Below are 23,024 nucleotides of genomic sequence, written 5' to 3'. Positions count from 1 at the left end.
GAAATAACAAGTAATTTAAGGTTAGCAAAAAATCCCCCAAATAAAAGCTAAGTAAGAATAAATTATGATGAAAACGGAGGGGGACTTCTACCAAGTAATAGCATCACTTAGACAGAAAAAAAGCCAGCATATGCTGGCTTTTTCTGTTTGCGGTAAATCGACTTATTCTTCGTCTTCAACCAAGGTCATCAAAGAGGTATTACCCCCAGATGCTGTGGTATCAATACTGATGGTTTTTTCAGTAATAAGACGGTTGATAAGCGTGTCATAGTATTCGGCACTGATCACCGGCAGAATAGCCCCTGAGCGTGCCGCAAGCTGCTGACTGAAATAACCTAAACGCGATGAGCGAGCTGCAACAACCGCACCCGACAGGTGAGGGTGTGCCAAAATCGCTTGTAATTGGTTTGGCTTTGCAACTTGGAATACCCCTTCAGCAATACCTGTAGAGATAAACTTGTCTCTAAATGCCTGAGCTTCTTCATAGAATAGCTCTGAGGCAACCGTGATCACTGTATTACCTGCTGCAAGAGCTGTGATAATAGAGATAGCCCAGAAGTTAAACGAGGTACTCTTGTCTGCGTAACACACTACACAACCGCGAGGTTCCAAGTGCAAGGTATTTGACTCACCCGTTGGACCAGGCAGGGTCGTATAGGTGCGCATACGCTTTTCAAGTCTGTTTAACTGAGCACGAGCATCAGCAAGTGTTTTTGCCAAATCGTCGGCTAACTCATCGATGATCTCAACAGTTGCTATCTTAGCAAGTAGCTGACGAACAGAAGATACGCGGTCATTCAGTGCCGTGTTACGCCAAATTTTCTCATCACGCATAGAGTTGCGCATCAATAAGTCAACTTGCTCTGCTGCACCCGGGAAATCATGCGTTTCAAGTTCATCAGAGGTTAGGTTGGTCATTTGTACGTTTTCTGGTGAAGCTTTCTCTTTCACCAGACGGTACAAGTAGTTAGGACCGCCTGCTTTAGGTCCCGTTCCTGATAAACCGCGGCCACCGAACGGTTGCACACCTACAATAGCACCTATCATGTTGCGGTTTACGTATACGTTACCAGCGCGAGACATTTTGGCTAAATACTGACAGCGCTCTTCAATACGTGAATGAACACCCATTGTTAAGCCGTATCCAGTGTTGTTGATTTGGTCTATAACTTTGTCTAAATCGTTTGCTTTGTAGCGCACAATATGAACGATTGGACCAAATACCTCACGCTTAAGTACTGACAAATCAGCAATTTCGTATAAACGTGGCGCAAAGAAGTAGGCACCATTTTCGCTGTTATCTGGAATTTTAGACTCAAATAACAATTTACCATTGCTCTTGAGGTACTCTACGTGCGCCGTTAAGGTGTTAAGTGCCTTTTCATCAATGACTGGGCCCACGTCAGTAGACAGTAAAGATGGGTCGCCAACGTGTAGTTCTTGAAGCGCCCCTTTTAGCATTGTAATAATGCCATCGGCTACATCATCTTGCAGGAACAAAACACGTAAAGCAGAACAGCGCTGCCCCGCACTTTGGAAACCAGATGAAATTACGTCATCAACCACTTGCTCTGGTAGAGCAGTGGAGTCCACTATCATACAGTTCTGACCACCTGTTTCTGCAATCAACGGTACTTGAATGTCGTTGCGCTCTGCAAGAATTTGCGAAATTAAAGTACCTGTTTCAGTAGAACCTGTGAACATCACAGCTTGAATACGCTCATCAGGTAGGATGTGCTTACCAACCTCGCTACCACGGGCAATAACAGGTTGAACCACATGTTCAGGTAGACCTACCGTATGCATCAATTCGATACAACGCAAGGCAATATAGCTGGTTTGCTCGGCTGGTTTTGCGATAACGGTATTACCAGTAACGATCGCAGCGGCAACTTGACCTAAGAAAATAGCGAGAGGGAAGTTCCAAGGGCTAATACATAAAATAACGCCACGAGCTTCAAAGCGCTCATCTTGTGCTAACTCTTCAGCGCGAGCTGCATAGTAACGACAAAAATCAACGGCTTCACGTACTTCATCAATACTATCCTGAGCCACTTTACCCGCTTCTTTGATACAGATAGCAACGAGTTCGTCATGATGGCGCTCTAAGATGTCTGCAACACGACGTAGTAAGTCAGCACGATCTTTAACAGGGGTTTCTGACCAGCTTGCAAACGCTTTATCGGCATTCTCCAGCATGGCTTGCATGTCACTGCTTTGATGTACACGTACCTGACCAACCACTTCTTTGTGATTAGCTGGGTTACGTACCGCTAGGTGGCCTTCTTTAACTTGGCTTTCGTCAATAAGATGCTCATCAAACCAGTTGTCTAGGTTCTCTTTAAACGGTGTTAATGTATCGATATCCGTTAGATCCATACCTTTTGAGTTAGGACGCTCATCGCCATACAACTCGATTGGCAGTTTAATCTGCTTGTTGAATTTATTACGAAGACCTTGCAGTGTTTCAACGGGGTCTGGCAGCAATGATTCAACAGGCTTAGAAGTATCTACAATCGCGTTTACGAATGAGGAGTTTGCACCATTTTCTAACAAACGGCGTACGAGATAGGCTAGCAAATCTTCGTGTTGGCCAACAGGGGCGTAAACACGACATTGAATTTTCTCATTCTCAACGATTTGATCGAATAAAGACTCACCCATGCCATGTAGGCGTTGGAATTCAAAGCCTTGGTTATCACCCTTGGCAACCTCTAAAATAGTTGCAGCTGTGTAGGCGTTGTGCGTTGCGAACTGAGGAAATAGTACATCACGTGCTTCAAGTAATTTAATTGCACATGCTTTGTATGATACATCAGTTGTAGCCTTACGAGTGAACACTGGGAAGTGGTTTAAGCCATCTTGTTGAGTGGTCTTGATCTCAGTGTCCCAGTATGCGCCTTTTACTAGACGAACCATTAAGCGACGGCCCACACGTCGGGCAAGATCGGCTAACCACTCAACGACGAAAATAGCACGTTTTTGGTAAGCCTGAACAGCGAGGCCGAAACCTTGCCAATCACCTAGCTCATCGTCAGAAAATACCGCTTCAATGACATCAAGAGAAATGTCTAGACGATCGGCTTCTTCCGCATCTACGGTAAAGCCAATGTCGTATTGTTTAGCAACCAATGCCAGCTCTTTTAGCTTAGGCACGATCTCGTTCATCACGCGCTCACGGTGGCTAAACTCGTATCGAGGGTGAATAGCAGATAATTTAACAGAGATACCTGGGCTTTTAATTGGACCACGGCCATTTGCAGCTTTACCGATAGCATGGATAGCAGTCATGTAGCTGTTGAAATAACGCTCGGCATCAGCCATTGTGCGAGCGCCTTCACCTAGCATATCGTATGAATATACGTAGCCTTTTTGCTCTTTTTCCGCAGCACGTTCGATAGCTTCATCAATATTTTGACCCATGACAAACTGCTTACCCATGATCTTCATCGCAAAGTTTACAGATTTGCGGATCACAGGTTCACCTAAGCGGCCAATGGTTTTTTTCAATACACCAAACTGCTGATCTTTATTCTTGTCAGTGTAGTTAACCATCTTGCCAGTAACTAACAGGCCCCAACTTGAAGCATTAACGAATAAAGAGTCACTGCTACCTAAATGTGAACTCCAATCACCTTTAGCCAGCTTATCGCGGATCAGGTTATCTTGCGTTTCTTTATCTGGAACTCGCAATAACGCTTCAGCCAAGCACATAAGCACCACACCTTCTTCCGTAGAAAGTGAGAACTCATTCAATAAGGCATCAACGCCATTTTGGCCGTCTTGGTCTTTACGAATGTTTAAAACCAATTGACGTGCACGTTCCCATGCTCGGCTTCGAGCCGTAACGCCTACCTCAGCAAGCGGCAAAATATGATCGATAACTTCATTTTCATCAATACGATAGAAGTCACGGATTTTTTGTCGGATAGGACAGCTAGTTGTCAAATCGCCGTTATAAAGCATAAGCAACCCTCAATAGAGTAGAGTCAAAAATACATGTAATTATCGCCTACACCCTTGGTATACGTGTAGGAGGCATAAGGCCTTCTTTCAATTACGACAAATTAAATGCAGTGTGTTTTGACCACCATATCATAATGATTTGGGTGTTTAAAATGTCATCACCACGCATTCGGTTTAATATCAATTTTCGAGAGCATTCTATCCAAAATACAGCAGTATATGCTGTCTTATTTTTTCTGATTACGGTAAATTAGCGGGAGATTATTAACTCTCACAGAATAAAATGCTGAATGACTACTTCAATCAAAACTCGCGTACTAGATCGCATTGATTTAGCTATTTTAGATGTCTTACAGAAAAATGGCCGTATATCGAACGTAAATTTAGCCAAAGCGGTTAACTTAAGTCCCAGTCCGTGCCTTGATAGAGTGAAAAAGCTTGAGTCAGAAGGCTATATTGAGGGCTACACAGCTAGACTAAATCCTGTGAAACTGGGACAACATCTAGTGGCTCATGTTGAGATCACGCTAAAAAGTTCTACAGAGTCGGTATTTGATACCTTCAAACAGCACATTGTGGATTTACCTAATGTTGTATCTTGCGACATGGTAGCTGGAGGGTTTGATTATTTACTAAAGATCCGTGTTCAAGATATGCGCCAGTATCGAGAAGTACTGGGGCAAATAGTAGAAATTCCAGGTGTAGGCACTAATCATACCTATATGGTCATTGAACACATCAAGTCTGACATGGGTGTAGAGGTGCTTAACCTATAATAAAAAAGGTCGCAATCGCGACCTTTTTTTTTATTCATAGCCTTAATAGCTTACCAGCCGTCGTAACGTTTGCGACGTGACAGTAATAGCGTGAGTATAACGCCGAACAGTAAGCCTGCTAGTGCAATGGCCGCTCCGTATGAAAGCAGTAAGTGCTGAGCTTTTTGCTTTTTATTGATATTAGCTTGTTGTTGCTCATTCAATGCTGTTTGTAATTCCGTAATACTTTGTTGTAGACGCTGGTTTTCAGCTCTTAAATCATTGTTAGCTTGTTGTAAGGTCGGTAATTGATCTCGCAATGAGTTAATTTCGCTTTGGCTATTTTCTAAAGCTTCTTTTGCTTGGGTTAGTTGTTGGCTTAATCCCGGCTCTCTGGAAACAAATTTAGCCTCAACCCATGCTTCGCGCCCTTTGTCGTCAATGATCTGAATGAACTCATTTTGCTCATTTGAGATGACTGAAATCGCTGTACCTGCATCCACCGAACCTAAAATTCGATAGTTCTTTCCTGGGCCTGAATGCATATAAATAAACAAGTTATCAACAATATAAGCGGCATCACCGGCTTGAATTGATGATGGTACTGTTTCAGTGGTAGTCGCTTCTTCGACTGGTGACTGTGTTTCTTCTGTTTGTGCTACAGCAAAGTGTGAGCATAATACCAGCAGCGTTGGCAAAACAATTCTGTTTAACATAGGTCGACCCAAGTTTTTGATAGTTTGTAGAAATAGTATGGATTTAAGTCGTTAATAGCAAGTCGGCGATGAAACTTCACTGAACTTGCGGTAAAAAGTTTGCAAACAAGCCTATCATTGTATATTTTGAGCGTTCAATAACTATATAGGTATTAACTTGCCCAAATGGACACTGAAATAGAACTGAAGTTTTTACTTTCAGACAATGAAGTTCCTCTTATCCCAGGACTCATCACGCAGTTTGCGAAAACTGTTGTTAATCAACCCGCAAAGAACCTTCAAAATGCTTACTTCGACACACCAAGTCGCGAACTTAGAGCTTTAGACATTGGCTTACGTACGCGCTGCTGTGATGAGGAATGTGAGCAAACCATCAAATTGGCGGGAGAGGTAGTGGGAGGGTTGCACCAGCGCCCAGAATATAATTTACCGTTAGACTCTGGCCGTCCTAACCTGCTTGCATTTGACATGGATATTTGGCCGCATGGTATGCAAGTAGATGTTATTAATGAAAATTTATTCCCGATCTTCAGTACGAATTTCATTCGTCGCACATGGCTCATAGAGACGGAACAAGGCAGTAAAATAGAAGTCGTTTTAGACAAGGGGGAAATTGTTGCCCAAGGTCAAGTCGAAGCTATTTCAGAACTAGAAATCGAATTGGTAGAAGGTCAGCGCAGCGATTTGTTTTTATTGGCAGACCACTTGATTAACCTATCTGGTATGCGATTGGGGTTATACTCAAAAGCTGCTCGGGGTTATCGTTTGGCAGATGATACTCCTCTTAAGCCCAACAAGTTCATTGGTTTTGTGCCTTTGCAACATGGTACGACCCAAGAGCAGGCTTTTATTGCAACGATTAATTATGGCATCCAGTTTGTACAAAAGCATGAGCAGTGCTATTTCGATAAGCCGAGTTTAAAAACGCTCAAACGCGTTATTGATGGCATTACATTGATCCGCCACAGTTTTAGGTTATTTAGTGCCATTGTTGATAGGTCATCAACTGAGCACTTGCGCAGTGAACTCAAATGGCTTCTCAGTGAGTTAGAGTGGGTTGAAAACGCGATTCATCTAAAAACCTACACGTCTAAGCGACATGCTTACTACAAAAAAATCAGCAATGCGCCAGAGCTGGCTCAAGTCATCGATGATTTGAAAGACGTCCAGCCAACGCCCACAGACATTGAAGATCTATTTCATTGTGCCCGTTATAACCGCTTGATTTTATCTTTGACGCGTTGGTTATTGGATAAAGGGTGGCGTCAAAACTGGGATCAAACAGCACTTAACGCGGCACAAATGCCACTAAGTGATGTGGCTAGAGAGTTATTTGATAGAGATTGGGATGAGTTGCACATATTACTTCCTGAAGGAAAAGTGTTAACGAAAGCTGATTATTTGCACCTTCGAGCCCGATTGGAGAACACGTTACTTAATGGTAACTGCTTAGGTGAGCTTTACGACAAGGAAGCTAGACAAGAATTTAGAACCCCCTGGATTGATATTGTGTATGGCATTTACGAATTGGATACGCTGTCATATCTGATGCAACTATGCCAAGGTCAGGAATCAGAGAACCTAGCGGATATTCAAGTTTGGCTAGAAAAGAAAGCTGACTTTTTGGTGGGGGCGATGGAGCAAAGCCGCAATGTTTCGTTTAAAAGCTTTCCATATTGGCGTTAACTCGACATGTTAAAGCTCATTGTAATCGCTACAATTGCAATGAGCCCTTTCTTATGTTCAGCAACACAGTGGCGTACTTGGCATAAAAGCGATGATCTGAATATTGCTTATAAGCCCCATGAAAGCGGTATTAATTATGTCAAAGTAAATGCTTTTTATAAGCATGTTACTGTTGATTCCTTACTCAACGTGATGAACGACACAAAAGCTGCGCCACAGTGGTTGAGTAGTGTGTCTTTCGTAGAAGTGCTGGAGCGCCCAAATTTAGCACAAGCGATTGTGTATACCTATATTGATTCACCTTGGCCTGTCAGTAATCGAGATATGCTAACCCACTCGTGCCTATCGCAAATTAGTGATCATGGCTATCGTTTGGACATTGTGAGCATTGAGGATGGTGAGCCAAGAAGTAAAGCAATTCGAGTTGAGCCAGTTCGAGGCTATTGGCTGCTTAGCGAGACGGAGCAGGGGCTTAATATAGAACATCAAATCTATGCGGATCCAAATGGTGCACTGCCAAATTGGTTGATAAACAAAACAGCGCGGGAAAATATTCGCAACAGCTTTATTGCTCTAAAAGAAATTATATCTGATGAAAAATACCAGTTTTCACCCAGTGCATTTGTTGCGGGCAACTGTGAAGAATTTAGTCAACTTGAGGGAAAGTAATTCTCAGGGACACTCGTGATTATGCAAGGTCGGTAATTTAGATCAACAACTCACAAAGCAGACGCTTTATTTAGGATCAATATGAACACACTTATCCAAGCGGAACGGCCCTCAGACTCCCCCATTATTGTTATGCTGGTGATGGCAATGTTGGTATGGGGCGCCAGTTGGATTTCTGGAAAATATATCGCTGATCTTGCGCCAGCGCCGGTAACGGTCTTTTATCGGCTTGGAATGGCGACTTTAGGCATGGTCCCTATACTCTGGTTAGTCAACCGCTTTAAGTTGGTCCATTTAAGATTTTCACGTAAAGCCTTACTCTGGTCACTGCCAGCGGGTATTATATTGGCGCTGTATAACCAATTATTCTTTTTAGGGTTACACGATGGACTACCAGGAAAAGGTGGCATGCTGGTAACCACGACCAATCCTGTATTAACCTTTTTACTGACCATCGTAGTATTTAAGCAAACAATTGGAAAGTTACAGGCGCTTGGCCTTGCTTTAGGACTTACAGGTGGCCTATGCATGATTGAAATTTGGCAGTTCGATTACCATCAACTTATCGCCACTGGCAACGCGTATTTTATTATGGCGTCATTTACTTGGGCCATTTTGACCTTAGTGAGTCAGCAAGGCACCCGTTTTGCTGACTTTTTGTTGTTTAGTACGCTTATGTACGCCAGTGCAACGCTGCTAAGCTATGGCTTTGCATTTGAGTACTCACCGCTGACGAGTATGAGTAAGTATTCGGCCTTCTACTGGCAACACATGCTGTTTTTGTCTGTAATCGTTGTGAGTGTCGCAACCAGCGTGTTTTTTTTAGCAAACCAGCAGTTAGGCTCTAATCGCTCCAGTTCATTTATTTTTGTGGTCCCTGCTTCGGCTATGGGATTGTCTGCATGGTACTTTTCTGAACCCCTTTCTTTTCCCGTAGCTTGTGGTGCTGTATTGGCGCTTATGGCGGTCTACCTAATCAATAGCAAACGCTCCCAGTAGGAGCGCTTGCTTGAGCCCGTTCATAATGTAACGTCGTGTAATAGGACATCATTTAAAAATCCATAATACTTTAATGCGGATCTCAGCTACAAGTATAAGGATACGTAAGCATGCATAGTGAACAATCACAGATACAAGATGTTGTTATTGGATTAACGGAACAACTTACCCAAAGAGCCTCACAGGATACACCCGACCCTCATAATCAAAGGCGTGAAGTACAAGCCGTTTTTGCCGAAACGGTGAATAACTTTAAGTTATTCTATCAAGCAGTTATTGAGGGGGGATTTAGTCAGTCACGCCTTTTGAGCCAGATTATCAATGGGTTGAGTGACGTGGCAGGTTTGAATAATTATCAAACCGAAGCGATGATCTTTAATACGCGTTTTCAGCAACACCCGTTTGCTATCGCACTGTGTGAATCGACACTTGAAGTGCAATTTATCTATAAATTAGCCATCAAATACAATTTACCCATTAGAGTGCGAGCCGGTGGGCATGATCATGAAGGGGAGTGCAGTGGCAGTAACACCATTTTAATTGATGTGAGTCGCATCAAGCACTTTAGCTATAACTCATGTTCGGAAGTCGCCACGATAGGTGCTGGCTATCGGTTTTATCAACTAACCCCCAAACTGGCTGAATGTGGCCGTATGATAGCTCATGGAACCTGTGCAACCGTTGGTTTAACTGGTTTCATTCAGGGCGGTGGTTGGGGCCCATGGACTCGTAAATATGGTATGTGTTGTGAACATTTAGTTGCCGCGACGGTGGTATTGGGCAATGGTGAAGTTGTTGAAGTGAGTGAAAGCTGTGAGCCCGAGATCCTTTGGGCATTGCGTGGTGGTGGTGGCATGAGCTGGGGGATTGTCACAGAGTTGAAGGTAAAAACATTCGAATTACCTGATGAAATACACCGGTTCGAAGTAATCTGGAATACACTTTCAAAATCAAAAAAAGGTAGTTATGAGCCTTTGTGTCAAAGACCGACACTAGAAATACTCAAGGCGTGGGAAGACGCAATACAGGCGACTGACACACCCGACTTGTTAGGTACAAACTTGAAAATCAATGCCATCGCAGAAAGTGCTGACAATTGCGCATTGCCGTACGACAAATTGTACCATCCATGTACCATGTATGGTTATTGGCAGGGTACAGAGCAGGCTATGCGAGATTTTATTGATCAGACCTTTGGCCCCATTAAAAATAATGCAGCTAAGCCGAAAATTACATATGCCAAGGTAGGCGGTAAAGTGAAACTCAAAGGAAAAGCGAAGGGCAGAGGTGCGCCTACTTATAGCTATGATCACACGCTGCTAAGCAATTGGGCAAGAGAAAGCCTTGCAGACCAAGATATCCCTCTACACCATGATTTACAGAAGCAAAAACAAGCATTTACGCCAGATTATGACGCGCCCGCTCCACATAAAATAACCTCAAAGTTAGTGAACCAAACAGGCCTAAGTGAAAGGGGTTATCAGCAATTATTGATGTCTTTAACCTCACCCCTTATTCAAGCAAATAACCCTTCAGTTGGATTATTTAGTTATGTGACTTTGGGCGCGATTGTTGGGGATTTCTACCACAGTCTTAAAGAAGAGTGTAATGCGCTTGGGGTATCATTCCCATACCGAGATTGCTTATATACAATTCAATATCAAACTTGGTGGAATGAAAGTGTCAAAGACAAACTAGAACTACAAAACAACACAGTTTATGTAGACACGAATCGGGCTATGGATTGGATTTCAGCCAGTCGAAGCACTGAAATAGACGGCGCATATGGTGCATTTATCAGTTTTAAGGATGCCTCAATTCCTACACCCATTTATTTTCAACAAAATTACGAGCGATTAGTAAAGATTAAAAAGTCCTACATCATGGATGATTACAATCATCTTCGAACCAGAAAAACCATCATTTAATGGATAGCTCTGCGAAGGGGCAGCGCCTACTTTAGTTTTTTAGGGCTGCCCAGCAGGATATTTAATTTGCCTCGCCAGGAAGAGTGTTTTTTCAAGTTACGGAAAAGTATGCACCAAGGTGTAAGAAGTACATCCACAAAAGAAAGGCTGTAAACTCGGTCGGTAACGCCATATTTTGGAGGATGAGAGGTTTCAGGTTGAGCAAATGTGCCAAACAACTTATCCCAAATGATTAGGACTCCACCAAAGTTCTTATCCACGTAGCAAGTGTTATGAGCATGGTGTAAACAGTGATGAGTGGGGGTGTTGAATGCCTTACCAAACCATTTTAATTTAGGACCGTGCTCCGTATGTACAAAAAATTGATAGGCGAGATTAAGCGCAACAATGGACATGACGAGCTCAGGTGTATATCCCAGCAAAACCAAAGGCAACCAGAATAGCCACATCCCCACGATTGGATAAAAAAGACTTTGTCGCATAGCGGTAGAGAAGTTCATATTGGTAGAGCTGTGATGCACTATGTGTGCTACCCACAGCCAGTTACAGTGATGACTTGCGCGGTGGAACCAATAATATAAAAAGTCTTGTATGATAAATGCTATGAGCAGGGTGTAAGCATTGAGTTCGAATGTAAAGATTGCGCCGTGCTGGTACAGCCAATGAAAAAATGGCATCAGTAAAATGAGTGCCAATAAATCAGTAACCTGATGTGACAAAGCCAAGACTGTGTTTAAAGCGAACTCTTTAAGCGTATAACTGGCTTTGGCGATGCGGTATTCTGCAAGTATTGCAATGATAAAAATAGGGCTTAATGCCAGAAGGATATAATCAGCTTGCATTGTTGAACGCCCTTAAACGACCTATCGCTATTTTGAAGTCGTACAGTAGTATCAGTTTCAGTAACCAATTTGGCAGTAAGGTATTACTCAGCCCAAAAATCTGATACCTGAGCTTAAGGTGCGTATTCATAGTGGTTAATGAGATCACGCCCTGATGATGTTTTATGGGCCCGTGTCCTTCTATTTGATAGCACAACCGCTGCGGGCTTATATGTGTGATAACTTCAACGAAGGAGTATCCTCGCATCATCACTTGCCGTCTTGCTCGCTGGTTGATTTCGGGTAAAGGTTGAAACTTACCCTTAAAGATTTTGCTCAGGATCTGCGTGTCACAGAACTGCTCTAAAGTCAGCTGACTATCCAAAGGTAAGGAAATAAATATATCGAGCAGCCGCATAATCTTCTCGCGTTATTATGATGTCCTTGCGCTAGCATAACTTTATAAGAAACGGCATACTTGACCCTAACTCTTATATTTTTGTCTTTTTGCGCCACTATGTTTGATGTTTGCCGCCAGTACTGTCAGGTCATTGCAGAATATTTGCCAGCCAATACTTTGATAAACAATCGTATTTCCATGGCGCAATATTTTGCCGCGTTAGATGAAGGGGCGAAGTTGCATAAGGATCCACTGTGGGGGTTTGAACTGGGCAAACAAGTAGACAGCGCACATTATGGTTTGCTGGGATATCTCGTTGAGTCTTCAACTACGCTATTAGAAGCTTTGGATGCGCTGCTAATGTTTGATAAAACGGTGGCAGATATTGGTGTGTGTCAATTTAGCCAATCAAATCGACAAGCATGCATCGTGTGGCAGCCCTACGAGAATAATCGCCATGCAATTTTGCGTAACATGACAGGGTGGGTGGCCATGGTGAGAAAGATCACGGGAAAAGCCCTTTATCCTCATCATGTTGAATTTACAAGTCAATGTACAGATACACAGGTGCAGCGTTTAACATCTTGGTTCGGGTGTAAGGTTGTTGACAACGCGACACGCAATGCCATCATTTTTGACAGCGAGTTTTTAAACTTACCCATTTTAACTAGAAATGAACTAGTTAATGCAAACTTATATCCGTTGATTAAGGATTTACAACGTGCCCACAATAGTGATCAAAGCTGGCTTGCCAAGTTACAGCCGACCTTACATAGTTGTGACTTACAGCTAATGTCGGTCTCGCAGTTGGCAAAAATGGCGGGTACTTCATCTAGAACTTTACAGCGTCATTTAAAATTACATGGTTTGAGCTTTAGTAAATTGGTAGAGCAAGAACGCAAACGTAGATTTACTTTATTCTGTGATGTATTAAATAAGCAGGCATTGAGCGAACTGTTGGGCTATGCAGAACAAGCATCGTTGAATCGTGCTGTACGGCGTTGGTACGGAAAATCACCGAGTGACTACGTGAGACAAAAACAACAGGATATGAGTTAAAACACGTAATAAAAAAGGTGCCAACAGGCACCTCTTTTAACTTAAACTCGATGGCTTAAAGGCCAGCTGCTGCTTTTAGTGCCTCAGCTTTGTCGGTTTTCTCCCACGGGAATTCATTACGACCGAAGTGACCGTATGCCGCAGTAGGTTGGTAAATTGGACGCTCTAAGTCTAGCATTGTCAAAATGCCATAAGGGCGTAGGTCGAAGTGATCACGAATGATTTCGATCAAACGCGTCTCTTCTAGTTTACCTGTGCCGAATGTTTCAACGCTGATAGATGTTGGCTCAGCAACACCGATAGCGTAAGAAACTTGAATTTCACACTTGTCTGCAAGGCCTGCTGCAACAATGTTTTTAGCAACATAACGTGCTGCGTAAGCTGCTGAGCGGTCAACTTTTGAAGGATCTTTACCAGAGAAAGCACCACCACCGTGACGAGCCATGCCGCCGTATGTATCAACGATGATTTTACGACCTGTTAAACCACAGTCACCCATTGGACCACCGATCACGAAGCGACCCGTAGGGTTGATGAAGAACTTTGTCGCTTCAGTAATAAACTCTGCTGGAAGTACAGGCTTGATGATGGTTTCCATCACCGCTTCAACTAAATCACTTTGTGAGATAGAGTCACAGTGCTGTGTCGAAAGTACTACAGCATCAATGCCTACAGCCTTACCGTTTTCGTATGCAAAAGTCACCTGTGATTTTGCATCTGGACGCAGCCAGCTTAGTTCACCACTTTTACGAACCTCAGCTTGACGTTGCACTAGACGGTGTGAATATGTGATAGGGGCAGGCATCAATACATCAGTTTCGTTACACGCATAACCGAACATTAGACCTTGGTCACCAGCGCCTTGGTCTTCAGGACGCGCACGGTCAACACCTTGGTTAATGTCAGGAGATTGTTTACCAATGGTATTTAAAATGGCACATGAATCAGCATCAAAGCCCATATCTGAGTGTGTATAACCGATTTCACGAACAGTTTTACGTGTCAATTCTTCGATGTCTACCCAAGCGCTTGTAGTAACTTCGCCGCCAACCATAACCATACCGGTTTTAACGTAAGTCTCACACGCAACACGTGCTTTTGGATCTTGTTCTAAGATTGCATCAAGTACCGCATCAGAAATTTGGTCGGCGATTTTATCCGGATGACCTTCAGAAACTGATTCAGAAGTAAATAAGTGTTTTGCCATTTTATTTATGCTCACAAACGTTGCGCTTCACAAACAACCATGGATAAGCGCGAAAAAAATAAGGCAGATATTTTAACGAAATTTTGTGCACATGCCTAGTTTTTTTACGCCTAGACGTCCAAATTCATAAAAATGCTTTGTAAGGCCCGAAAATCATGGGGTGAAGCAACTTTTTCTGGCATTTTCCGTTGCAGTTTGGCCCAAAAATAAGTAAGAATGGGGACTTTCAACACCCGCGCATAACAAACTTAAAGGTAGGAGAATTCATGCCATCTCGCAAAGAACTTGCAAATGCAATCCGTGTTCTATCAATGGATGCGGTTCAAAAGGCCAAATCTGGTCACCCTGGTGCCCCAATGGGCATGGCGGACATCGCTGAAGTGCTTTGGCGCGACTATCTAAAGCATAATCCGAGTAACCCAGAGTGGGCTGACCGCGACAGATTTATTCTGTCAAATGGCCATGGCTCAATGCTAATTTATTCTTTGCTTCATTTGAGTGGTTATGAATTATCAATCGATGACCTGAAAAATTTCCGTCAGATGCACTCAAAAACACCGGGCCACCCTGAATATGGGTATGCACCGGGCATAGAAACAACGACAGGTCCTCTAGGTCAAGGTATTACCAATGCGGTTGGTATGGCGATTGCTGAAAAGTCTTTAGCGGCTCAGTTTAACCGTGGCGAGCACAATATTGTTGATCACTACACTTATGCGTTTTTAGGTGATGGTTGTTTAATGGAGGGGATCTCTCATGAAGCATGTTCACTGGCAGGTACACTAGGTCTTGGAAAACTGATCGCATTTTGGGATGACAACGGTATTTCAATTGATGGTGAAGTGGAAGGTTGGTTTAGCGACGATACGCCAAAACGTTTTGAAGCATATGGCTGGCATGTTATTGCAAATGTTGATGGTCATGATAGCGAAGCAATTAAAGCTGCAATTGAGGCCGCTCGTAGTGAATCTGACAAGCCAACACTAATTTGCTGTAAAACGGTCATTGGTTATGGTTCTCCAAATAAATCTGGTAGCCACGATTGTCACGGTGCACCGTTAGGGGACGAAGAAATTAAGGCTGCTCGTGAGTTCTTGGGTTGGGAGCATGGTGCATTTGAAATTCCAGAAGATATTTATGCAAAATGGGACGCTTCAGCACGAGGTCAACAGCAACAAAGCGAATGGCTAGTTAAGTTCACAGAATATCAAATGGAATACCCAGAGCTGGCAGCCGAGTTTGAGCGCCGTATGAAGGGTGATCTACCAGCGAACTGGAGCGAGCATAGCGAAGCATATATCGCTAAGCTTCAGGCAAACCCTGCTAACCCAGCGACTCGTAAAGCATCTCAAGACGCACTTAACGCTTATGGTCCGATTTTACCTGAATTCATGGGCGGCTCTGCTGACCTTGCAGGCTCTAACCTTACGCTATGGGAAGGCTCAAAGGGTTTGACTGCGGATGATGCATCAGGTAACTACATTTTCTATGGTGTCCGTGAATTTGGTATGTCAGCCATCATGAATGGTATTACCCTTCACAAGGGGTTTGTGCCTTACGGTGCTACATTCTTAATGTTTATGGAATATGCGCGTAACGCGGTACGTATGGCCGCATTAATGAAACAACCAAGCATTTTTGTATACACTCATGACTCGATTGGTCTAGGTGAAGATGGTCCTACACACCAACCAGTAGAGCAGATAGCTAGTATGCGTTTGACACCAAACCTTGTTAACTGGCGTCCATGTGATCAGGTGGAATCAGCAGTTGCATGGCAACAGGCAATTGAACGTAAAGATGGTCCAACATCATTGATCTTTACTCGCCAAGGTCTTGAACAACAAGCTCGTGATGAAGAACAGGTACAGGCAATTAAGAAAGGCGGTTATGTATTGAGTTGCGATGGCAACCCTGACCTAATCTTAATTGCAACGGGTTCAGAAGTACAACTAGCCGTTGATGCAGCAAAAGAACTACGAGAGTCTGGTAAGAAAGTACGTGTTGTTTCTATGCCTTCCACTGATGTATTTGATGCTCAGTCTGCGCAATATAAAGAAAGCGTATTACCAAGCTCAGTGACACGTCGTGTTGCTGTTGAAGCGGGCATTGAAGACTACTGGTACAAGTATGTTGGTTTAAATGGTGCCGTGGTTGGTATGAATACCTTTGGTGAGTCAGCGCCAGCCAATGAACTGTTTGTTCACTTTGGTTTCACTGTAGAAAATGTAGTTAACAAGGCAAACAGCTTGTTTTAATTACTAAGTAAGTTTAATGAAAACCCGCACTTGCGGGTTTTTTTATGTCTCAAGCAACTCACTTTTTAGAGTTTTAAAAGTATGAGTACGAAAAACGGGTAATAAAAAAGCGCCTCATGGGCGCTTCTATATATTCACAGTGAGCTTAAACTTTAAACTGCTCTACAGACTGCCTTAATTCTTCAGCAAGCTGAGCCACTTCACTACTTGAGATAGACGTTTGGTTTGCGCCTTCAGCAGTTTGTTCTGCAATAGAAACTATTGACTCAAGTCGTTCACTTATCTCCTGTGCAACCTGCTGTTGCTCATTAGCTGCATTTGATATCTCTTCACTCACATCATGTGCTTGAGATACTGCTAGGGTAATGCTGTTTAGCGCTTCATTGGCTAAATCACTTTGCTCTACGCAAGACTCAGCTTGTTGTTTACCCTTAGACATTGCCCTTACAGCTTCCTCTGCGCCTGCTTGTAGCGATTCAATCATTGATTGGATCTCTTGAGTAGACTCTTGAGTTTTACTTGCAAGTGAGCGTACTTCATCTGCTACTACGGCAAAACCACGGCCTTGTTCACCAGCTCTGGCAGCCTCTATGGCAGCATTGAGCGCTAACAGGTTAGTTTGCTCAGCAATGCCACGGATCACATCCAAAATCCCGCCAATTGATGCACTATCTTGATGTAGTTTGTTAATCACGGAAGAGGCTTCGTCTACCTCTCTTGCCAACTGTTCAATGGTGTGCTTATTCTCAAAAGAAATACCTTTTACGCGTTCAGCTTCTTTATCAGCATTTTTAATTTCTAATAAAGCTTGGTGAGCACTGTTACTTACACCATGAGAAGTACTACTCATTTGAGTTGTAGCCGTAGCCGCTTGCTCAACCTGTGCCTGTTGATTACGAATAGCTTGGCTTGATTCTGTCGTAATGGCAGATGTCTCTTCAGAGGCTGCTGCAAGCTGCGTAGAACGAGAGACGATACCCGTGATTAACTCTCGCAAGCTGGTAATAAGGGTATTACAGCTACGTGATAGTTCTCCGAATTCGTCTTTTGCAGAGTCATCTAATCTTTGTGTCATATCTCCACGAGCAACAATGGTTAGTACGCGGTTTACTTCTGTTAAAGGCTTAGTAATTAGATTTACAGTAATGTACGCAACTATGACGGCCATCAGCGTTGCGACAATCATACCTACCCAGGTCCACAAGTTTGCAGAACGAACGTCCTCACGTACACCTTGTTGAAGGTTAAACGCAACTTTACTTGCTTCGTCTAAAAGTTCATCCAGCTGTTTAATAGCCCCTAGAGTTGCTTGCTCTGAATCTTGTAGTTCTTTGCGCGTCATATCAATTGCATTGAGTAAGCGCTTCTTATTTTCGTAAAGGCTTTGATTGCCCGTGATCTGTTTTGTCAATGCTTGATGGTACGACTCTAGATCAGCGAATAGATCTGCATCTAATGCTTCTACAGGTCCTTTCATCAAAGCCATGTTACGTTCGAGTTCTTCAACAAGGTAGCTTTGATCATTTTTAACAATTGAAAGCGTATTAAGATTGTCGATAGAGAGCATATCAGTGCTATTTGTTACCACTGAGGAGAAGTTATTCTCCATACTCGTTGCGGCTTGATAGGCTCGAGCGTTTTGTTCTTTAAGACCGTCTAAGTCTATGATATCCAATACCACTGTTGTCGCATCTTCTGCATTTAACTCAATGTTTTCTAGTTGTACCTTGAGTGTTTTACGTAGTTCCAATTCAAGTGCTTTATCTTTTTGCAAACTGGTCACGGATTTTATGAAGGTATTGAAGCTTTTTCCTACATCTCGAGCACTGCTCGATAATTTAGGGTTTGCCTGTACAACGTCTTGCAACTGAGCATAAGTTCTTTCAAACGTTTGTTGCCTTTTGCCAAACTGTGATTTCAGTTTATCCAGCTCAGGCTGTGTTTGCGCATAGAAAGTTCCTTGCGCCATCTTACTCATTAATGAAAACTCTACTTGCAATTCAGAGCTTTTATCTAGAGCGGGAAGCGACAATCGATTCACCTGTTGCGTAGAGCTATCGATATTTGCAATCCTTAGCAAGGAGTTTCCGCCAATTAACAGCAGTAAAAGGGTGATAAATATAAAGCCACCCCAAATTCTTTGGCTAACGGTCAAGTTCATACAGGTTCCATAAATTTACTAATAGGATTGAATAACTTATCGGTTTCATTCAGGATAAGTTAAGTATTTTATAGCAGAAGTGACTAAAAAATTCAGCAAAACTAGGCAAGTATACCTTATTTGCTTGAAAAATACTCACATGTTTGTAGGTCTAGCAGTGTCATTGGACCACCCCAGACACATCCTGTATCTAAAGCAATGACATTCTTCATATTGGTTTTACCTTCAAGTGCCGCCCAATGGCCAAAAATATAACGAGTTTTATCGTGTTCAAAACGTTCATGCTTAAACCAAGGGCTGAGCACCTTAGTTGAGCTCGTTGGACCCTTGTGACTCAAGTTTAAATGCTGTTTATCATCTAAAAACCGCATACGGGTAAAAGTATTCACGATGGCTTTAAATTTATCCTGAGAATTCAACTTATTGAGTGGTTTCTCAGGGTGTTCACCATACATATTTTCAAAATAGGATAAAGCGTCACCAGATTGATAGCAGTGTTGGGCAAATTCAGCGAGTTTCATTGCCTGTGATATGCTCCAATTTGGATGGATCCCCGCATGAGATATGAAGGTATCAAGCTCAGGTAGAAACACAGCTAAAGGTTGGGCGCGCAATAAAGCAACATATTGTGGTAACTTGCTGCTGGCGAATACTTTTTCAAGTTTGTCTTTTGGGTTCGGTGTTTTGTTGAGTGCAGCGCAAGCCAAAAAGTGTAAATCGTGATTGCCCAGTGTGATGCTGATAGCATGTTGATTCTGGCATAAAAAATCTAAGCAGGCTTGAGAATCTGGACCTCGTGCAATAACATCCCCAACTAGATACAAGTGATCTCGGTTGGGGTTAAAGTCAATAATCTCCAACAGTTGCATGAATGGTTTATAGCAACCTTGTATATCGCCTATTGCGTATTGAGCCATCGTATTTAATGCAGGATATTTGGGCAGGCTAAACGAAACACCTCTACAGGTGCTTTGAACTCATTGCCAAATTCGTTACGCATAACATAGTAGCCTTGCATCGTACCAAGCGGTGTATCGAGTATTGCGCCACTGGTATATTTATAGCTTTCACCAGGCCCGATGGTAGGAGTTTCACCTACAACACCTTCACCTTCTACTTCAGTCTCTTTGCCGTTTGCATCGGTGATAAGCCAATAGCGGCTGTGTAACTTAGCGCTACACAGACTATGGTTTTTAATTGTAACGGTATAGGCAAATACGTATTTGTCTTTTTCAGGCTGCGATTGGGCTTCTACGTAAAACGTTTCTACAGAAACCTTGATTGGCGAGCCTATATTACTGCTTGTTGTCATAGATCCAGTTAGCTATATCAATAAATTGTGCAAGTGAAAGGTTTTCAGCACGTTTAGAGGCATCAATACCTAATTGTTCCATTTCTTCACTGGTTAACAGGTTTGATAAGCTATTACGTAGTGTTTTACGGCGCTGATTGAATGCCTCTAAACATACGGTGTTTAGTATTTTTGTGGACTTGGCAGTACGTTGCTCTGGCTTTTTAGGGATCAAGCGGATCACTGCCGAATCAACTTTAGGTGCCGGTTTAAAGCACTCTGGCGGTACGTCGATAACTGGCATTGCATGACAGTAGTATTGTGTCATCACGCTCAAACGGCCAAAGGCTTTACTGTCTGGGCTTGCCACCATGCGCTTAACAACCTCTTTTTGCAGCATAAAATGCATATGTTTGACATGGTCTGCAAATTCAAATAGGTGAAACAACAAAGGTGTTGAGACGTTGTATGGCAAGTTACCGAAAATCTTTAACTTCTCATCACTTTTGATAAGGCTTGAGAAGTCAAACTTCATTGCATCACCCTGATGCACTGTTAACTTAGGTCCCATAAAAGGGTGGTGTATTAAGCGCTCAGCGAGATCTTTATCAAGCTCCACAACAGTTAAATGCCCACTTAGGTCAACTACAGGCTCTGTGATTGCACCAAGACCAGGGCCTATCTCAACCAGGTTGTCTGTGGGCTTTGGGTCAATGGCTGTAACTATTTTGTCGATGATCATGTCATCGTTTAGAAAGTTCTGGCCAAAACGCTTACGGGCGCGATGCCCTAAATGTACTTTATCTGTCATGAATTCTGTGCTTTTTCAGTGGCGAGCTTGATAGCTTCGCGGATCGCTAAGTCAAAACTACCCACCTCAATGTTATTTGTGGCGGCTAAATCTAAAGCCGTGCCATGATCAACAGAGGTGCGTACAAAGGGTAATCCTAGAGTGATATTGACCGAATTACCAAATCCTTTGTATTTTAACACAGGTAAGCCTTGATCGTGATACATAGCGAGCACGGCATCTGCATTATCAAGATATTTTGCTTGAAATAGCGTGTCTGCCGGTAATGGACCGATAAAATTCATTCCTTGCTGGTTTAGCACCTGTAAGGTTGGAGAAATCGTATCTATTTCTTCTCTGCCTAAGTGGCCATCTTCACCTGCGTGGGGGTTCAATCCACATACCAGCACTTTGGGCTGCTCAATGCCAAATTTATTTTGTAGATCATGATGTAAGATAGTTGCAACTTTTGCTAATCGTTCCTTAGTCACTGCTCTGGATACATACTCAAGTGGGATATGGGTAGTAACTAAAGCCACGCGTAATCCCTCAGTCGCTAACATCATTACTACATCGGCGGTTCCTGATTGCTGAGCAAAGTACTCAGTATGACCACTAAAAGAAATACCAGCTCGGTTGATGATGCCTTTATGAACTGGCCCTGTCACCACTGCATCAAACGTACCGTCCATATTTTTTTCAGAAGCCAAACGCAGTGTTTCTAAAACATAAAGACCATTCTTTTCATCTAAAACGCCAGGTGTAACTTCACCCCCTTTATCAACCTGCATATAGTACAAGCTGCCAGCATCTGCTGGAGTTGCAGGTAGGCTAGGGTCAAATTCGATCATGTTGACTGACAGTCCAAGTTGATCCGCACGTTGTTCCATCAAACTTTTATCAACCACTGCCACCAGTTGTACTGGCCAGCTTTTTTGCGCCAGCTTGATAACAAGATCAGGTCCAATTCCAGCAGGTTCACCAGGTGTGATCGCAATTCTTAAGCTCATAGTCACTTACTCAGCAGGGAAGATATCAATATGGGCTTGCTCTCTTATTTCGCTTTGCCATTTGAATGCTTCTTCTTTGAACTTACGGTTGTACAACAATCCATGAGCGCGATTCAGTTTAGCCTGCTCGGTTTTATCTGCTACACGTTTATCAAGCAGTTGCACAATGTGCCAACCAAACGAGCTTCTAAATGGATCACTTATTTCATTTTTCTCTAGCGACAACAAAGTATCTCTAAACGCAGGGACATAGGTAGTTGGGTCAGTCCAGTCGTATTCACCCCCCTTAAGGGCCGAACCAGGATCCTCTGAATGCTCTTTAGCTAACTTTGCAAAATCAGCTTTACCTGCTCGTAGGTCAGCAACAAAGCCTGTGAGCATTTCTTTTGCTTTTTCTTCGCTGAGAATAATGGAAGGTTTTATCAAAATATGTCGCGAACGAACTTCTGTAGTCTCAACAACCTGACGGCCACGAATATCCTGAACTTTCAAAATGTGGAAGCCAGCTCCTGAACGAACAGGGCCAACGATTTCATCTTTTTTCTTGCCTTTGATTGCTTCGGCGAACAAAGATGGCATCTCGTTAATACTCATCCACCCTAATTGACCACCCTCTAGAGCTTTAGGGCCACTTGAAGAAGCAATGGCAATACGTTTGAACTCTCTACCTTCATTAAGAAACTCGATCACTTTGTCTGCACGTGTTCTTGCGTCTTCGATTTCTTCTGGAGTTGCTTTGCTTGGGATCTTGACCAAAATATGGCCTAGGTCAAACTCTTCAGCGCTACCAGTCTGTTCTGAAAGTATTTTTTGTAAATTAGCAATTTCGCGAGGACTAATATAAATACGACGGTCCACGTTAGCTCTTCGTACTTGACCTATGGTGATCTCTTTACGAATTTGCTCACGATATTCTTGGAAGTTTTCGCCACTGCTTTCAACGGTTTTTCTTAAATCAGCGATGGTTCCGCCTTGCTCTTGAGCAATATTCGCAAGTGTTTGATCAAGCTGTGCATCGGAAATTTCCATTCCCATACGCTCGCCAAGTTGTAGCATCAGCGTTTGATCAACAAGACGGTCCAGAGCTTGAATACGTAACGTATTATCAGAAGGAAGCTCAGTGTTTTGTTGCTTCGCTTGCTCTTTTACACGCTGGATAATTTGGTCTACTTCACTTTGTAAAATCACCCCGTCATTTACGGTAGCGACTACTTTATCAATTTGCACTCGCTCAGCGAATGCGTGTTGGTTGATGCTCATCCCAAGTAGGGCAACCAATAACAGCTTTTTAAAATTCATAATGTTCTA

At 43.0% G+C, this 23,024-nt stretch carries 18 protein-coding genes; 7 read left to right on the top strand and 11 right to left on the bottom strand.

The features are described 5' to 3' along the window. Nucleotides 1–162 precede the first annotated feature (162 nt). Complete coding sequence (putA, locus tag BIW53_RS10030; RefSeq protein ID WP_070991743.1) at nt 163–3,966, bottom strand: bifunctional proline dehydrogenase/L-glutamate gamma-semialdehyde dehydrogenase PutA; 3,804 nt, start codon at nt 3,964–3,966, stop codon at nt 163–165. Nucleotides 3,967–4,256: 290 nt separating this feature from the next. On the opposite strand from putA, the gene BIW53_RS10025 reads away from it, so the two are divergent. Next, a complete protein-coding gene (locus tag BIW53_RS10025; protein WP_070991742.1) occupies nt 4,257–4,742 on the top strand; it encodes a winged helix-turn-helix transcriptional regulator in 486 nt (161 codons plus the stop codon). A 50-nt stretch (nt 4,743–4,792) separates the two neighbouring features. Here BIW53_RS10025 and BIW53_RS10020 read toward each other — a convergent pair whose 3' ends face one another. Beyond that, on the bottom strand, nt 4,793–5,437 hold the full coding sequence (locus tag BIW53_RS10020) for a TIGR04211 family SH3 domain-containing protein (protein WP_070991741.1): 645 nt from the start codon (nt 5,435–5,437) through the stop codon (nt 4,793–4,795). Between the two features lie 165 nt (nt 5,438–5,602). On the opposite strand from BIW53_RS10020, the gene BIW53_RS10015 reads away from it, so the two are divergent. The 4 genes from BIW53_RS10015 (at nt 5,603) to BIW53_RS10000 (ending at nt 10,719) form a co-directional block, all read left to right on the top strand. Beyond that, the gene (locus tag BIW53_RS10015; protein ID WP_070991740.1) at nt 5,603–7,123 is read left to right on the top strand and encodes a CYTH and CHAD domain-containing protein; all 1,521 of its coding nucleotides are present in this window, start codon (nt 5,603–5,605) and stop codon (nt 7,121–7,123) included. A 6-nt stretch (nt 7,124–7,129) separates the two neighbouring features. Beyond that, nucleotides 7,130–7,792 carry an START domain-containing protein gene (locus tag BIW53_RS10010; protein WP_070991739.1) on the top strand — a complete coding sequence of 221 codons (663 nt, stop codon included), beginning with the start codon at nt 7,130–7,132 and terminating at the stop codon, nt 7,790–7,792. Between the two features lie 81 nt (nt 7,793–7,873). Then, the gene (locus tag BIW53_RS10005; RefSeq protein WP_070991738.1) at nt 7,874–8,791 is read left to right on the top strand and encodes a DMT family transporter; all 918 of its coding nucleotides are present in this window, start codon (nt 7,874–7,876) and stop codon (nt 8,789–8,791) included. A 110-nt stretch (nt 8,792–8,901) separates the two neighbouring features. Next, entirely contained in the window at nt 8,902–10,719 is a 1,818-nt protein-coding gene (locus tag BIW53_RS10000; protein ID WP_084228120.1) for an FAD-binding oxidoreductase, read from the top strand. A 26-nt stretch (nt 10,720–10,745) separates the two neighbouring features. Here the strand turns inward: BIW53_RS10000 and BIW53_RS09995 are convergent, their stop codons facing one another. Beyond that, complete coding sequence (locus tag BIW53_RS09995) at nt 10,746–11,561, bottom strand: sterol desaturase family protein (RefSeq protein WP_070991737.1); 816 nt, start codon at nt 11,559–11,561, stop codon at nt 10,746–10,748. Further along, entirely contained in the window at nt 11,551–11,958 is a 408-nt protein-coding gene (locus tag BIW53_RS09990) for a hypothetical protein (RefSeq protein ID WP_070991736.1), read from the bottom strand. The genes BIW53_RS09995 and BIW53_RS09990 overlap by 11 nt, the downstream gene beginning before the upstream one ends. Nucleotides 11,959–12,057: 99 nt before the next feature. Between BIW53_RS09990 and BIW53_RS09985 the strand changes: the two genes are divergently transcribed. Then, nucleotides 12,058–12,999, top strand: a complete 942-nt coding sequence (locus BIW53_RS09985; RefSeq protein ID WP_070991735.1) for an AraC family transcriptional regulator — start codon at nt 12,058–12,060, stop codon at nt 12,997–12,999. Between the two features lie 55 nt (nt 13,000–13,054). Here BIW53_RS09985 and metK read toward each other — a convergent pair whose 3' ends face one another. Further along, nucleotides 13,055–14,206 carry a methionine adenosyltransferase gene (gene metK / locus BIW53_RS09980; protein ID WP_070991734.1) on the bottom strand — a complete coding sequence of 384 codons (1,152 nt, stop codon included), beginning with the start codon at nt 14,204–14,206 and terminating at the stop codon, nt 13,055–13,057. Nucleotides 14,207–14,472: 266 nt separating this feature from the next. On the opposite strand from metK, the gene tkt reads away from it, so the two are divergent. After that, nucleotides 14,473–16,464: a transketolase gene (gene tkt, locus BIW53_RS09975; protein WP_070991733.1), complete on the top strand. Its 1,992-nt coding sequence runs from the start codon at nt 14,473–14,475 to the stop codon at nt 16,462–16,464. 145 nt (nt 16,465–16,609) lie between these two features. Here the strand turns inward: tkt and BIW53_RS09970 are convergent, their stop codons facing one another. The 6 genes from BIW53_RS09970 to surA form a co-directional block, all read right to left on the bottom strand. Beyond that, a complete protein-coding gene (locus BIW53_RS09970; protein WP_070991732.1) occupies nt 16,610–18,625 on the bottom strand; it encodes a methyl-accepting chemotaxis protein in 2,016 nt (671 codons plus the stop codon). Between the two features lie 116 nt (nt 18,626–18,741). Beyond that, nucleotides 18,742–19,542: a symmetrical bis(5'-nucleosyl)-tetraphosphatase gene (locus tag BIW53_RS09965; protein WP_070991731.1), complete on the bottom strand. Its 801-nt coding sequence runs from the start codon at nt 19,540–19,542 to the stop codon at nt 18,742–18,744. A gap of 5 nt (nt 19,543–19,547) precedes the next feature. Next, on the bottom strand, nt 19,548–19,937 hold the full coding sequence (gene apaG / locus BIW53_RS09960; RefSeq protein ID WP_070991730.1) for a Co2+/Mg2+ efflux protein ApaG: 390 nt from the start codon (nt 19,935–19,937) through the stop codon (nt 19,548–19,550). After that, complete coding sequence (gene rsmA / locus BIW53_RS09955) at nt 19,921–20,727, bottom strand: 16S rRNA (adenine(1518)-N(6)/adenine(1519)-N(6))-dimethyltransferase RsmA (RefSeq protein ID WP_070991729.1); 807 nt, start codon at nt 20,725–20,727, stop codon at nt 19,921–19,923. Before rsmA ends, apaG begins: the two co-directional genes overlap by 17 nt. Further along, the gene (gene pdxA / locus BIW53_RS09950; RefSeq protein WP_070991728.1) at nt 20,724–21,716 is read right to left on the bottom strand and encodes a 4-hydroxythreonine-4-phosphate dehydrogenase PdxA; all 993 of its coding nucleotides are present in this window, start codon (nt 21,714–21,716) and stop codon (nt 20,724–20,726) included. The genes rsmA and pdxA overlap by 4 nt, the downstream gene beginning before the upstream one ends. 6 nt (nt 21,717–21,722) lie before the next feature. Continuing rightward, nucleotides 21,723–23,015 carry a peptidylprolyl isomerase SurA gene (surA, locus tag BIW53_RS09945; protein ID WP_070991727.1) on the bottom strand — a complete coding sequence of 431 codons (1,293 nt, stop codon included), beginning with the start codon at nt 23,013–23,015 and terminating at the stop codon, nt 21,723–21,725. Nucleotides 23,016–23,024: the final 9 nt, after the last annotated feature.

The organism is Pseudoalteromonas byunsanensis, assembly GCF_001854475.1.
GTDB lineage: Bacteria > Pseudomonadota > Gammaproteobacteria > Enterobacterales > Alteromonadaceae > Pseudoalteromonas > Pseudoalteromonas byunsanensis.
This window is presented reverse-complemented; position numbering and strand designations above follow the sequence as displayed.